The 12708-nt window shown below is 58.5% G+C and carries 13 protein-coding genes and 2 rRNA genes; 9 read left to right on the plus strand and 6 right to left on the minus strand.

Translation table 11 applies throughout. From position 1 onward, the window contains the following. Nucleotides 1–41 precede the first annotated feature (41 nt). From Uis4E_RS03890 to Uis4E_RS11830, 8 genes are all read left to right on the plus strand, one after another. The gene (locus Uis4E_RS03890; RefSeq protein ID WP_101621948.1) at nt 42–434 is read left to right on the plus strand and encodes a hypothetical protein; all 393 of its coding nucleotides are present in this window, start codon (nt 42–44) and stop codon (nt 432–434) included. Nucleotides 435–558: 124 nt separating this feature from the next. Beyond that, a complete protein-coding gene (locus tag Uis4E_RS03895; RefSeq protein WP_101621949.1) occupies nt 559–966 on the plus strand; it encodes a hypothetical protein in 408 nt (135 codons plus the stop codon). Between the two features lie 54 nt (nt 967–1020). Beyond that, nucleotides 1021–1698 (plus strand): 5' nucleotidase, NT5C type, encoded by a 678-nt coding sequence (locus Uis4E_RS03900; RefSeq protein ID WP_101621950.1) that lies wholly within the window; start codon nt 1021–1023, stop codon nt 1696–1698. A gap of 67 nt (nt 1699–1765) precedes the next feature. Beyond that, nucleotides 1766–2836 carry an Abi family protein gene (locus Uis4E_RS03905; protein WP_101621951.1) on the plus strand — a complete coding sequence of 357 codons (1071 nt, stop codon included), beginning with the start codon at nt 1766–1768 and terminating at the stop codon, nt 2834–2836. Beyond that, nucleotides 2833–3180, plus strand: a complete 348-nt coding sequence (locus tag Uis4E_RS03910; RefSeq protein ID WP_101621952.1) for a hypothetical protein — start codon at nt 2833–2835, stop codon at nt 3178–3180. The genes Uis4E_RS03905 and Uis4E_RS03910 overlap by 4 nt, the downstream gene beginning before the upstream one ends. A gap of 38 nt (nt 3181–3218) precedes the next feature. Beyond that, entirely contained in the window at nt 3219–4745 is a 1527-nt protein-coding gene (locus Uis4E_RS03915; RefSeq protein WP_165784839.1) for an AAA family ATPase, read from the plus strand. Continuing rightward, on the plus strand, nt 4742–6517 hold the full coding sequence (locus Uis4E_RS03920) for an LlaJI family restriction endonuclease (protein ID WP_101621954.1): 1776 nt from the start codon (nt 4742–4744) through the stop codon (nt 6515–6517). Before Uis4E_RS03915 ends, Uis4E_RS03920 begins: the two co-directional genes overlap by 4 nt. A gap of 33 nt (nt 6518–6550) precedes the next feature. After that, entirely contained in the window at nt 6551–6709 is a 159-nt protein-coding gene (locus Uis4E_RS11830) for a hypothetical protein (RefSeq protein ID WP_165784840.1), read from the plus strand. An 85-nt stretch (nt 6710–6794) separates the two neighbouring features. Here the strand turns inward: Uis4E_RS11830 and Uis4E_RS03930 are convergent, their stop codons facing one another. The 4 genes from Uis4E_RS03930 to Uis4E_RS03945 all read right to left on the minus strand — a co-directional run bounded on the left by Uis4E_RS03930 (nt 6795) and on the right by Uis4E_RS03945 (nt 9967). Then, a complete protein-coding gene (locus tag Uis4E_RS03930) occupies nt 6795–7784 on the minus strand; it encodes a hypothetical protein (RefSeq protein ID WP_101621956.1) in 990 nt (329 codons plus the stop codon). Between the two features lie 170 nt (nt 7785–7954). Continuing rightward, the gene (locus Uis4E_RS03935; protein WP_133125391.1) at nt 7955–8581 is read right to left on the minus strand and encodes a hypothetical protein; all 627 of its coding nucleotides are present in this window, start codon (nt 8579–8581) and stop codon (nt 7955–7957) included. Between the two features lie 15 nt (nt 8582–8596). Continuing rightward, nucleotides 8597–9073 carry a hypothetical protein gene (locus Uis4E_RS03940; RefSeq protein WP_101621958.1) on the minus strand — a complete coding sequence of 159 codons (477 nt, stop codon included), beginning with the start codon at nt 9071–9073 and terminating at the stop codon, nt 8597–8599. A 69-nt stretch (nt 9074–9142) separates the two neighbouring features. Next, the gene (locus Uis4E_RS03945) at nt 9143–9967 is read right to left on the minus strand and encodes a hypothetical protein (RefSeq protein ID WP_101621959.1); all 825 of its coding nucleotides are present in this window, start codon (nt 9965–9967) and stop codon (nt 9143–9145) included. Between the two features lie 258 nt (nt 9968–10225). On the opposite strand from Uis4E_RS03945, the gene Uis4E_RS03950 reads away from it, so the two are divergent. Further along, nucleotides 10226–11635: a 3'-5' exonuclease family protein gene (locus tag Uis4E_RS03950; protein WP_101621960.1), complete on the plus strand. Its 1410-nt coding sequence runs from the start codon at nt 10226–10228 to the stop codon at nt 11633–11635. 331 nt (nt 11636–11966) lie between these two features. On the opposite strand, the gene rrf is transcribed toward Uis4E_RS03950, so the two are convergent. After that, nucleotides 11967–12083: ribosomal RNA gene (gene rrf, locus Uis4E_RS03955) — 5S ribosomal RNA — on the minus strand. A 155-nt stretch (nt 12084–12238) separates the two neighbouring features. Further along, nucleotides 12239–12708 (minus strand): 23S ribosomal RNA (locus tag Uis4E_RS03960); the annotation flags it as partial.

The raw sequence follows: 12708 nt of genomic DNA on the forward strand, positions 1-12708 counted from the left end.
CACGAAGCGCCGGAGAAGAACGACACGAAAGGAGAGAACCGATGACGACGACGGACATGCCGACGTTGCCGCGGATGCGCGACGACTTCGATTTCCCGCTCGACCCGGACGCTTGGGGACGGGGGAAGAAGGTCTGCCAGTATTTCGACAGCGACGACGAGACGAAGGTCTGCACCGCGGAGCCGGAGTATTTCATCCGCGGCTACTGCTGGGACCCCGGATGCCTTCACGTGCACGACTGGTATTACTGCCTGCGCCATTTCGGCACGAACATCGGCGCACTCGCCCACGACCTGTGCGCACAGGAGCCCGGCGACGAGATCGTCTGGTATCTGCGTGAAGGCGACGTGCCCGCACGCTACCAGCTCATCGAATGGGGGCGTATCGGCGAGGAGGGCGCGCACCCCCTGCCCGATCCGCTGCGACACGCCTGAGATTCCAACGAAACAAAAAACCGAGCCAACTGTCCGGTATAGCGGAGTGTCACCCGGAAGAACGGATGACGAAGCAAGGAACCTTCGGGGAGATGCCCCGGAGGATAGGAGAAAGGAAACCATCATGGCCAAGAAGACCAAGAAGACCATCATGCCGGAGGGCGTCATCCTGACCGCGCCGAACACCCAGTGCCTGAGGGAGGGCGCCTCCGCCGTCGGATTCGAGTACGCGGTCCGCCGCGATAAGGACAAGCGTTACCTGTCCGAACCGGATGAATACGGCGAAGGCGTGTGGGAGACCGATTCGGAGAGCGGCACTTGGCGTGGGAGCGCCGAAGACGCATATAATCTGGCCAACCGATACGACTTGCTCAATCCGGACTGCGAAGAGGATACGTTGATCGACGGCTACCATGTCGTCGCCCGCCCGTGGTTCCACGATGAGGATCTGATCGACAGCGAAGAGGACATGCCGTTCGACAAGCTTGATTTCAGCGGACTCGGCATCACCCCGGATGATTTCGAGGAGTAGACTCGGACGGCACGAGACGATTCATCGACGAATGGAATCCGACCCGAAGGAGGTGTGCGTTTGATTCCCGAACAGTATCGCAACCAGCGGGTCGGCGTGAATGGCTACCGCGTGCTGAACCTCGATCTTGATGGCGTGTGCGCCGATTATTCAGGCGCGTTGCGCGCGTATCTGATACGGCACGGGTTGATGGATGAAAACGTCCACCCCTCGGAAGACAGGTACGAGCTGTATCAGGCCTCCGGCTGGCCGTTCCGATCCTACGAGGGGTACCTCGCCACGCATAAGGCCGCCGAATCGGAGCATCTCTATGCCACGATGAAACCGATCGACGGCGCCCCGGAGGCGCTGCGCACGCTGGCCTCGAACCACGTGTACATCCGCATCGTCACGCATCGCCTGTTCGTATCCGGCCAGCACCGCATGGTGGTGGCCGACACCGCGCAATGGCTGGACGAGTGGAACATCCCCTACATGTCGTTGTGCTTCACCGGGTTGAAGGACAGCATGCAGGCCACGGTGCATATCGACGACTCCCCTTCGAACATCGCCGCGCTGCGCGAAATGAACCAGCATGTGGTGGTGTTCGACCAACCCTACAACCGCGATATCACCGGCCCGAGGCTCCACGATTGGAGTCCCTCCTCGGTCGACCGGCTGCTCGACTGGTTCGAGCACTGGCCCACTGAGGGCGGACCCGAGGGCATCGACGGCCCATCCCGCCGGACATGATGACACCGAACAGCAATTATCCAATGGCCATGTGAACGAATGATTCGACTTTGGAAGGAACAGACGCATGAACAATAAACGACCGCATTACGACAAGCCATGGTTGAGCATCGACGAACAAATCGCGAAAGTGGAATCACGCGGTATGACCGATGCACATGAGTACGCGATGGAATTCGCACGCATCGGCTACTACCGTCTGAGCGGCTACTGGTATCCGTTCCGCAAGGTGAATCCCACGACCGGCAAACGCTCCGACGAATTCATTACGGGCGCCCGTTTCGAATATGTCATGCGTCTCTACCGCTATGACGAGCAGCTGCGTACCGCATTGTATTCGGCGCTCAGCAAGATCGAAGTAGCGTTGCGCGTCAAGCTCGGCTATGTGCTCGGCCATCGTGACGCATTCGCCTATCTGAAACCTGCGATGCTCAAAGACGATCTCGACGTGGTCGCCTACGCGAACTTCATCAGTTCGTTCATGCGCGAGATCGGCCGCAACGAAGAGGATTACGCCGAACATTTCAAGAACGATTACGATGGCGAGATGCCCATCTGGGTGGCCACCGAAGCCATGACGCTCGGGAATCTCATCAATCTGATGCGTTGCACCAAGCCTGAAGACCGCGATGTGATTGCCAACGATTTCGGTGTGACCCGCGGAGCGTTGCGTTCGTGGTTCGGCGTACTCACCGACATGCGCAACTGCGTCGCGCATCAGGATCGGCTTTTCGACCGCGAATTCGACACCATCCCGAATTGGGAACAACGACCTGAGCTGATACACGCGAAGAAGGCCAACGAGCAATACAACCGTCGCCGCGAGCAGCTGGCACGCATCAGCTACGACGCGTATCGCGAGTTCCAGAAGAGCCTGCAAGAGAACAAGCGACAAACCAAGATCTACGGACAGATCGTCATCATCGCCTATATGCTGCGCAATCTCGGAGACATCGAGGAAGCCAAAGCACTTAAGAAGTGCCTTGCGGCGTTCCCCACCGACATTCCCGGCATGAGCCCGAACAAGACGATGGGAATTCCTGACCATTGGAAGGAGCAGATTCTTTGGAATTTCAATCTGCCGATCGTACCGGAGACCGAAGATGAGAATGCGCATGGAGAAGAGAAAGCACAGTGATCGGGTATTTCACGCCGCACGTGATGGGTGATTTCATGCGATTGACGGAAGATATGCCGCCAGAAGAAGTGGAACGTCTGCTGGACGAGTCGCCGCATTGGAACCCGGATGACGCGTTCTTCATGCGATACGAGCCCGAATGGGAGATGAACGAGCCGCGCAAGGATGGCCGTTGGCCCGGCATGCATCAGGTCGACCCCGACGACATCGGCATGCTCGTCAGCCTCCCAATGGACGACAAAGAGATTTGGAACCGCTGTCTCGCCTGGAGCGACGACCACGCCTACGACCTGCGGAATAAGGCCCGTCAGCAATGGCTGGCCTCCGGCAAACCACGACCGTAATACCATCCAATTATCAATAATTCGAGAGGATGAATACAATGGATACAGCTTATAATCTTGAAAAACAGTTTTCCAAGTGGCGCCATGAGAAAGCATCAGGGAAAACCGTAGGCAGACAAGCAGACTATCGAGACATTAATACAATAGGCAATTTCTCAATTCAAGAAGGTCGACTGCTATGCAAAACAAAGGAAGCAGTTTACGACTATGGAATTGTTCACTTAAAAGATTGCCCTACTCTATACAACAACCATAATATTGACGATATTTCTGCAATTATCTCGATTGTAAAAAACAATATGCCGAATAATATATCAATAGACACATGGAGGACACATCGCTCAGCACTAAAAAACTATAGAGATTTCCTATCCTCCTCTGATTCATCAGACAAAGCCAAACCGTCGTCCCATTCCAATAAGAGGCAAAGCGTCTCCACCATTAATCCTAAATGCGCGTTGAATACGATTTGGTACGGGGCGCCGGGGACTGGCAAGAGCTACAAGCTGAATGAGCTGTTGAGGAATTCGTTTGCGGGCAGGTATGAGCGTGTGACGTTTTATGCGGATTACCTACATTCGCAGTTTGTGGGATCGTATAAACCCATCACCGTCGCCAATACGGATACCGTCAAGCAGGAAACGGGCGCAGCGACCCATATCGAATACCGATTCCGTCCCGGCCCGTTTACCCGTGTGCTCATCCAAGCGCTCAACGACCCCAATAACGTCTACGCGCTGGTCATCGAAGAACTGAACCGCGCCGAAGCGGCCTCCGTATTTGGCGACGTGTTCCAGCTGCTGGACCGCAATAAAGATGGTCGAAGCGAGTATGCCATCAGCGTGAGCGAGGATATGCGCGAATACCTCGAGACCGACGGCGAAGGACCGAACTATCTGACAGAGAGCGGACGTACCACACTCGGCAAATTGACCGAAACCGATGACTGTTCTCAAATCGTCATTCCGAACAACATGTATATTCTCGCGACGATGAATTCGGCCGATCAGGGCGTGTTCCCGTTGGACACCGCGTTCAAACGCCGCTGGGATTTCGAATACGTGGACATCGATGCCGGCGAGAACGCAACAGACAAGAATGGGGAGCGAGTCGTCAAAGACAAGAAATGGGTGACCGATTATCGCCACGAGATCAATGAACATCTGCTCAACGCCGGCGTCCCGGAAGACAAGCAGATGGGCCCCTTCTTCCTCGGCAACGCGAACGGCAGTGTCTTCGGCGATGCCGATTTCGACAAGGCGATGAAGAACAAGGTCATCATGTATCTGTTCGAAGACGCTGCGAAGTATCAGCCTGACATCGTTTTCGACTTGGACAAAATCGGCACCACCAAGGAAAGCCTGTCGCTCAGCAAGCTCTTCAAAGCATGGGATGACAAGAACTACGGCATCTTTAAAGGACTTGACACACAACCTAGGCCGACAGACGACACCTCCGATAATGATGAAGACGACCACGATAACGGGCAAGAAACCGGAGATTCGTCCGAGGACGCCAAGTCTGCTGATTCAATGGATCCGCAAACGGAGAACGACCCGCAATGATCAAACGCTTCTTCATCGAGGGAGTCCACTACTCCCCCGAGCAGATCCGTGACGCGTGGGTGGTGGGTGATTCCCATACGACGGAATCATCCACCACTTCGACCGATGCCAATGCGAAGACGGCACACTCCGATGATGTCGTCGCGCTTCTCACGTCGATGAACATCGGCGAGAAGCCACTACTCGAATCAAAGAAGAACGGATACCGGTTCAATTACGTGGGCGTCATAGCAGCCGGCGGCTACATCTTCCCGATTCTGCCGAAGTACTACACCTATGCGCCCACGGAGCCGATTCCAGCCGATATTGCTTCACGGATGCTGGTCGAAGCCCTCGCCGCCATCCGCCAGTATCTGAGGAAGAAGCCGAAAGACCGGGACGAGCTGAGCTTCAATCCTGTGAAGTCGAGCACTCCGATCGTGCAGAACCGACTGGGACTGTACCGGTTCCTGTTGGAGGATTTCGCGCAGCATGGCCCGTACACCAGCACACGCCGTATTCGTGAATTCAACGGCGAGGGTGATATCGACTGGCCGCGCACCATCAACCAGATCATGCCGGTGCTGAGCCGTGACGACCCCGCCTACATGGAACTGGTCACGTCACGCCGCACACGGGAATCCTCGAATTTCATCGCACGCATCCAATTGGCGATGCTCACCGAAATCAGCGTCTTCATCGAAGGCACCGGACTGAACGACATTCTGCGCATGCCGTTGTTCAACCAGTCCCGTGAATCCTTGGATGATCTGGGCGAGACGGAGATGCTCGTACGCAAACTCCGGCAGGAGCTCAACACGCAGTTCGAAACCCGCAAGAAACTGCTGCTGCGCAACATGATCAACTATTTCGACGACCGCAGCCCCGCGGACAAAAGCACCGTCACGGCCGAAGGCACCGGTTCGTTCAACCTCGTTTGGGAGGACACCTGCAAGACGATCTTCCACAACGCCGACCTGAAACTGCCCAAACCGCAATGGGAGTTCCTCCCCGAATTGGAATGGATGATCAATGACCATCCGGGGGACGACGATACGGACAACACCACGGTAAAGGACAATGAGACCCAAGAAAAGCAGGCCGACGAGGAGACCAACACCACGGCGACGAACACGCTCATCCCGGATGTGGTGAATCAGGACGAGAAGGAGGACAAGTCCGTTCTCTACATTCTGGACGCGAAATACTACATGCCGACCTACGAACGCAAGTCCCCATCCAAGTCAGACAGCCAAGATCCCGACAACGACTCCAAGGGTTCCGACAAGAGCACGGGCCGCATCGCCCACCAGCCCGGCATCGGCGATATCATCAAGCAGTATTTCTACATGCTGGCGCTGCAACGCGGGCTGAAGCTCGAAGACAAGCCCGGAGACGGTGCCGACGATGATGACAAGGCCAAATCCAAGAAGACCATCACCATCGCCGGCAACGCGTTCATCCTGCCATCGCAGCGCAAACTGTCCGACGACGACAGCCCTCGGCATCTGCTCGTTCAACGAGGCCGCGTCTCACTCGCTTTCATGGATTCGTTCGAGGACGGACGTTCGCCGTACATGCCCGATTCCATCCTCCTGTACGAGATGGATGCCGAACAGGCGCTGCGCCTCTACCTCGACGGAACAACCAGCACGCAGACCGCACTGGACTACCTGCACCACATGTTCCCCAAGCCCGGCACCGACACCATGACCACCCGGAAGCCCCAAGCCGTGAAGGCTTGGACTTCAGAGCCCGCAGACCATAAGCAAAGGAGTGGCCATCATGCGTAGCGTCACCATCATCATCCACCATGAGGACGATACGTGGTGGGCGGAATCCCCGGACATGCCCCACTACTACATCATCGCCGACACACGCCAAACATCATCGACAACCTGCAAGACGACATCGCCTTCTATTGCGACGAGTCCGGCGATGACCTGCCAACGAATATCGCCGTGCATGATGAAGACATCGACTAGGACGGGCTCAACGTGAGAACCACCTTCAGTCTCGCTTCGCGAGCCAGCTCCCGCCAGCGGGAGCGTATTGACGCCCCGACTATCATCATTCATCCGGTAATGGCCAGGGGCCTGCTGTGAGCAGATGGGCGAGCAACGGTTCGGAGGTGGCGCAATCACCGGATTCAGGCATCATGCCGACATCCCCGCAATCAGCATGGGCTTGCACGATGTCACGCATCGGCACCGCTTCCTCCTGCCTCGCGCGATCGAACCATCTTCCGCCGTTACGGCAGATCACGCATCGCGGCAACTCATCATCCGCCGTGGAGGATACGGCGATTCCACACGAGGCGCATACATAGCGCGACAATGCGCCGTATCCTCGCAGCAGCCGGTTCATGGCCTCGCATCCGTTCCAACGGATTCCGGCCTGCGCATCATCATGCGCGGAAGCGGCCGGCTCCGACGAGGAAACCGAATAGGAGACGCCCAGCCTGACGCCACGATCGCTTACCGTTTCAAGCCGGAATCCATCCATATCGCCATGGTCCAGGATCGACTGCATGTCCTCAATGAGTTCGGCCCCGAAACGGAGTCTCCAGCCGATCGGCAAAGCCAGCAGGGGACGCGCCCAACCATAATGGTTCTCGAACATCCGGTACAGCATCGGGCGCGTATTGTACGCGCACAGCAGGTGACGCAGCAACGCGCGATCCGGTTTCCTATCGAGAATGCGAAGACGATCGACGGCGGTGAAATCATACCTGTGATCCCACGTATGCATACTGTCACAGGACGGATCCACGACGTGCAATATCATGTCGTACACACGATTCGGGACCGCCATCCAATGCATGGAATCGATCATCTCCTCACGGTCCTCGATATCGACGGCATCGCATCGGTCCTCGAACCGTTTCCGCAAACAGCAGTAGTAGGACTCCAGCGACGGATTGTCTTCGGGAATCCACCCATAGCCATCAAACCTCGGCTTGAAACGGTAACTCAACGCGATGAACTTGGCACCCGTATCGATCGCACGGTCATGGTGAAGATCCGCCAACAGACAATCGTCCACATTCTCGTAATCCATATCCCCGTTCACGTCTTCCCTCCCCAGAACGTCTACTGTCGACCACACCACGGCAATATCGCGCGGCTATCGGCCGTCATGCCGTCATTCGCGGCAACGGCCCCAACCATTGAAGCCGGACAGTCCGCGGAAAAACGACCCACGACACGCCGAATGGCATCGCGGAGTCGTCAGAATCCCCAATGCTCCTCGTGATCGTTCACGCAGACGTCGAACCGCAGATCCGGCTCTTCGGGAGGCGCGGCGACGAACCGTTCGATCCGTTCCATCTGCGCGCGGTTGATGCCGATATGGGATTCCGGTCCCACCGCGAGCACGGGCGCCTGCGGATCATTGCCGGCGATGGCGAGTCCCGCATCATACGTGGTCTCCTCGTCGTCGATCCATACGATCGGCCTGGCATACGGCAGATGGTTCAGCACCGAACGCCGTTTGCCCGTATACCGCCCCTCGCGGGTGACCGGATCATACCAGCGGATCGTCTCCCATGCGACGCCGAGATGCCGGTTCAGCATGTCCGTATACGGCTGCCACGTGCTCAGCCACAGGATGTCGGCATCCAACGCCTTGAGCCGATCCACCAGTTCGCTCGACCAGAGGATGCGCAGACGCCCGTGATACATCGTGGCCACGGTCTCCTTACGGTCCGGCGTGAACCAGTTCTCCGGCGAGTACAGGGCGATGCGCGGATCGCCCGGCTGCATCCAGTCCGTCGAATTCTGACGACGACGCACCTTCTCGTCCGGGAACTGGTTGATCACCCCGTCGAAGTCGATGAGCACCAAAGCACGTTCCATACCCCCACCGTACATTCAGATACGTCCCCATCCGCGGATCGCGTAACGGTCGGGCAGCTCGCCATGCTCCACGAAACGGCGCTGCTCCATCTCCGGCGTGCGACGGGCCATGCGGTCGCACAGGTAGCCGAGGTTCAACGCGAAATGACGCGGGCAGTAGTATTTCACCTCCGGCTTGTCGTCCAACGGGTCGCCGGTCGTGAGCTCCAAGTAGAACTCCGGCTTCTCCTGACATACCGGTTCGCCACCATTGCCCTCTTCCTCGTTGTCCGCGCCGATGTCCATATAGAGGCAATGCGGCTCGTGCCCGCGATCGTCGTCATCGTCGCCGGGACGCGGCCAGAAGCCGTCGTCGAAATCATCGTCGATGACGTCGTCGTAGTAGAGGACGCTCTTGGACGTGAAGAGCGAAAGCTCCTCCTCGATGGTCTTCGATCCTGTAGCCACCTTGTGGCTGAATTCATGGATGGTGCTGGTGCTGATTTCCTTCATAATGGTCTCCTTTGCTTGTCGTCGTCGTTGTCGCATCGTCACGGGCGTGGAGCCGTGACGCAGCCCGGTTCAGGCGTTCACACGATCGTATTCGTGCATCTTCCGCCGCATCTGGTCGACGGATCGACGCAACCCGTCGAAACGCGGGCTTTCGCCGTCGTCGATGTGACGGCCGAGCTCGTCCATCCACCGGTCGATGTCCCGGTATGTCTCCTCGGCGCTTACGGCGGGCTTGCCGTACTCGTACTTCTCGAATCCATTGAAGCTGCCGACGGAGGCGTATCGCAAATCGCCCTCTTCCACGTAGCCGATGTCGAGGGTCACCTCGCCCGGCTTGCTACGGTCCACGGTCAGCGTCAGCCCTTCGGCCACGGGGAGGATGACTCCGGTCATCCGTTCGATGACGGCGAACACGCCCGGTTCTCCCTCGGAGCGTCTGTGGGTGAGCATCCGATCGTCGACCGCCGTCTGGAGATTCAGCATGTCATGCAGGAAATCCACGTGCGTGAGCATGGGGGCATCCGGGTCGTCGGAGATCGGCTTGCAGCTGAGCGTCATCTTCGGATTGAGACGGAAATGCTGCAGACGCCACAGCAGGTACTCCGTGTTGAACTGGACGCGCTTCGGCAGTCGCTTGTACGGCGCACGCTCGCCGAAGTAGTTCGTCCACTCGCAGTGCTCCATCCACTTGCAGTTCCACTCGCCATCGATCTTGCGCGGTTTGCGGAAGTACATGGTGGAGAAGTCGAACGGCAGATCGGAGGTCATATCCGAGACGAACTGGCCCACCTCGCGACGCTTCGTCCATGACATGATCGTCAAGCGATGCACGTTCTCCTGCCCGCTGTTTCCACGGCCCTTGCCGTCTGCGGTCCCGTCTCCCATCGCGGTCATGCTCCACTCTCCTTCCCGGTGGCTCCTGCACCGGTCTCCGGGCTCCGGCCCCTTGCCGAAGCATCTGCTCCCTACAACCGGATTAGCCACATAAATGGCTATTTTCGAGGCGTGTCGCCGCCTCCTATGTGGAATCAACCACACACCATTTCATCGTCACACAACTATCACAAAAACGGCACGATGACGCACCTCAATCCGGAGTATTGTCCGGTTCCATCATGTAGACGAACCAACACAAGCCGATAAGGAGGAACGATGACCGTATACGACCCGTCATGGCTGGAGGCCGCCAAACGGGACATCGCCCAATGGGCCGAAGCGATGCCTCATGATGCGCAGGGGCGCGTCATCGACTGGAACTGGGTGGCCAAGCTCAATCTGGCAGGCGGTATCGGATACGCCCGGGAAGAGGACTTCCGCCCCGGAGCCGGGTCCGACCTGCATCATCTGCTCCGATGGGATTACGCGACGCGTAACTGCGTGGAATCGATCATCGCGCAATGCTCCACCACGTACATGATGGACTTCGACCGTCGACTCTCGTCGTATCGTCTCCCACGCGCACTGGCACACGCGAACCGTCGTCTCAACGACGAAATCACCCTGCTCATCGACCGCGGAGTCAAGGAAGGGCGTTGGACCGTCACCAGCGAGAAGCCGGGACGCTCCCCCGTCACCGTATTGCATCCCACGCCCGGATACCCGTATCCAGTGAACGACATTCAGGACGATACGGCCGTCGCCGAAGAAGCGCGCAAAACCTACCGTGCGCAGAAGAACAGCTCACGAGGCGGCTCCGGGTATTCCCGCGGCTATTCCCGCAATACCTTCGGCGGCGATTCGGCGGGATATCCGTCGAAGCGAGGATCCGGTACTTCCGATGACAAGCCCGAGAAAACGTATCCTCAGCCGGATTGGCGCAACGCATACCTGCCCGGCCGTGACGTCGACACCGTGATGGGCATCGACATCGAAACCACCGGCATCGATCCGGCTCGCGTGTACATCATCGACATCGGCTTCGAGTTCATGAACATGGTCTCTTCCAAGCCCGATGGCGCACAATCCGCTGGGTCGTACAGCTACGAGCAGGACTATTACGATGCGGGAGACGCCTACGGTCAGGCGCGTCTGTCTCTGGGCGTTCCGCGGCATAACGCGGCGCACGGTAACGAACTGATTAAGAATCTGACCGGCATCGACGTGCGCACGCGCGGACCCGAATCCGGTCTGACCCCGTTCGACGAATACCCGGACGCGCAGAGCTCGCTGCTGCGACGTCTCATTCAACAGCCGTATGTCGCACACAACGCGACGTTCGAGCACAGCTATTTCATGCTCAACGTGGAAGGATACGCGGAAAGCTACCGCAACGGCGACATCACCATCATCGATACGATGCCGATGAGCAAGCAGTGGGATCCGGGCTCGGCGCCCGATGAGGATCACCCCTACGGCAACAACACGCTTGACGGATACGCGAAACGGCATGGCGCACTGCCTCTCGATCGCAACGAACGACATCTTGGTCTTGAGGACACCCACATCATGCTGGTGGCCATGAAGAACCATCTTCATGAACTTCGTGCCGAACAAGCCGGACCATGGGGTCCTGACGGCAAGAACGGCGTAGGCGGCAAGCATTGCAAGAAGCGCCGTTACTGATTAAACAAAGAACGCGTTTGAGGCCACCACCCCCACCCGGCTGTGCCGGGAGCCCCCGCCGGCGGGGGCGGGAGTCCCGCGCCCCGGTGGGCGTGGCGGTGTTCCTTCCGCTGGCGGGAGGTGGCGCGCGGCACGCGCGTCGGAGGGTGGTCCGGGTCGCGGGGTCCGGGCGGCCACCCCCACCCGCTTCGCGGGAGCCCCCGCCGGCGGGGGCGGGATCCGCGGTCGCGCGCGCCGTTCCCCTGCTCCCCCTGAGGGGGGCGTGTGTGTGCGGGTATGCGTGGACCCCCGGGAGCCGTGGTGGCTCGACCGGGGGTCCGTTTCACGTGTGGTGCGGCGGCGTGCTACTCTCCCACATCCTCTCGGGTGCAGTACCATCGCCGTGCCAGGTCTTAGCTTCCGGGTTCGGAATGGGACCGGGCGTCTCTCCTGGGCTATGACCGCCGCAAATCTTCTGTTATCGGGGTTGTCCCCGCTTGCTGGTGGTTTGGGGACCGGATGGTGGACGCCTGCTGATTCGTTGTGTCGTGTCGTCACGGTTGCTCCGTGTCGTTCATGATTCGCAGAAAAGTGGTTGATGCCGTCCCAACCAGGGGTTGGGATGTGTGTGTCGCGCTTCCCCGTTAGTACCGGTCGGCTCCACCCCTTGCGGGGCTTCCACGTCCGGCCTATCGACCACGTGTTCTTCATGGGGGGTCTCGGACCCGAGGGTCCGGGGAATACTTATCTTGGAGCGGGCTTCCCGCTTAGATGCTTTCAGCGGTTATCCCTTCCGAACGCAGCCAACCGGCGGTGCCACTGGCGTGACAACCGGCGTACCGGAGGTTCGTCCACCCAGGTCCTCTCGTACTATGGGCAGGTCTCCTCAGTATTCCGACGAGCGCAGAGGATAGAGACCAAACTGTCTCACGACGTTCTGAACCCAGCTCGCGTGCCGCTTTGATCGGCGAACAGCCGAACCCTTGGGACCTGCTCCAGCCCCAGGATGCGACGAGCCGACATCGAGGTGCCAAACCATCCCGTCGATATGGACTCTTGGGAATGATCAGCCTGTTATCCCCGGGGTACCTTTT

This window comes from Bifidobacterium parmae, assembly GCF_002860365.1.
In the GTDB taxonomy this organism is placed as follows: domain Bacteria; phylum Actinomycetota; class Actinomycetes; order Actinomycetales; family Bifidobacteriaceae; genus Bifidobacterium; species Bifidobacterium parmae.

What these genes read in the sequence shown, in the direction of transcription:
- Uis4E_RS03895 (WP_101621949.1), top strand. Translation starts at nt 559, where the DNA reads ATGGCCAAGAAGACCAAGAAGACCATCATGCCGGAGGGCGTCATCCTG.
- Uis4E_RS03915 (WP_165784839.1), top strand. Translation starts at nt 3,219, where the DNA reads ATGGATACAGCTTATAATCTTGAAAAACAGTTTTCCAAGTGGCGCCAT.
- Uis4E_RS03940 (WP_101621958.1), bottom strand. Translation starts at nt 9,073, where the DNA reads ATGAAGGAAATCAGCACCAGCACCATCCATGAATTCAGCCACAAGGTG.
- Uis4E_RS03890 (WP_101621948.1), top strand. Translation starts at nt 42, where the DNA reads ATGACGACGACGGACATGCCGACGTTGCCGCGGATGCGCGACGACTTC.
- Uis4E_RS03950 (WP_101621960.1), top strand. Translation starts at nt 10,226, where the DNA reads ATGACCGTATACGACCCGTCATGGCTGGAGGCCGCCAAACGGGACATC.
- Uis4E_RS03930 (WP_101621956.1), bottom strand. Translation starts at nt 7,784, where the DNA reads ATGGATTACGAGAATGTGGACGATTGTCTGTTGGCGGATCTTCACCAT.
- Uis4E_RS03945 (WP_101621959.1), bottom strand. Translation starts at nt 9,967, where the DNA reads ATGACCGCGATGGGAGACGGGACCGCAGACGGCAAGGGCCGTGGAAAC.
- Uis4E_RS03905 (WP_101621951.1), top strand. Translation starts at nt 1,766, where the DNA reads ATGAACAATAAACGACCGCATTACGACAAGCCATGGTTGAGCATCGAC.
- Uis4E_RS03935 (WP_133125391.1), bottom strand. Translation starts at nt 8,581, where the DNA reads ATGGAACGTGCTTTGGTGCTCATCGACTTCGACGGGGTGATCAACCAG.
- Uis4E_RS03920 (WP_101621954.1), top strand. Translation starts at nt 4,742, where the DNA reads ATGATCAAACGCTTCTTCATCGAGGGAGTCCACTACTCCCCCGAGCAG.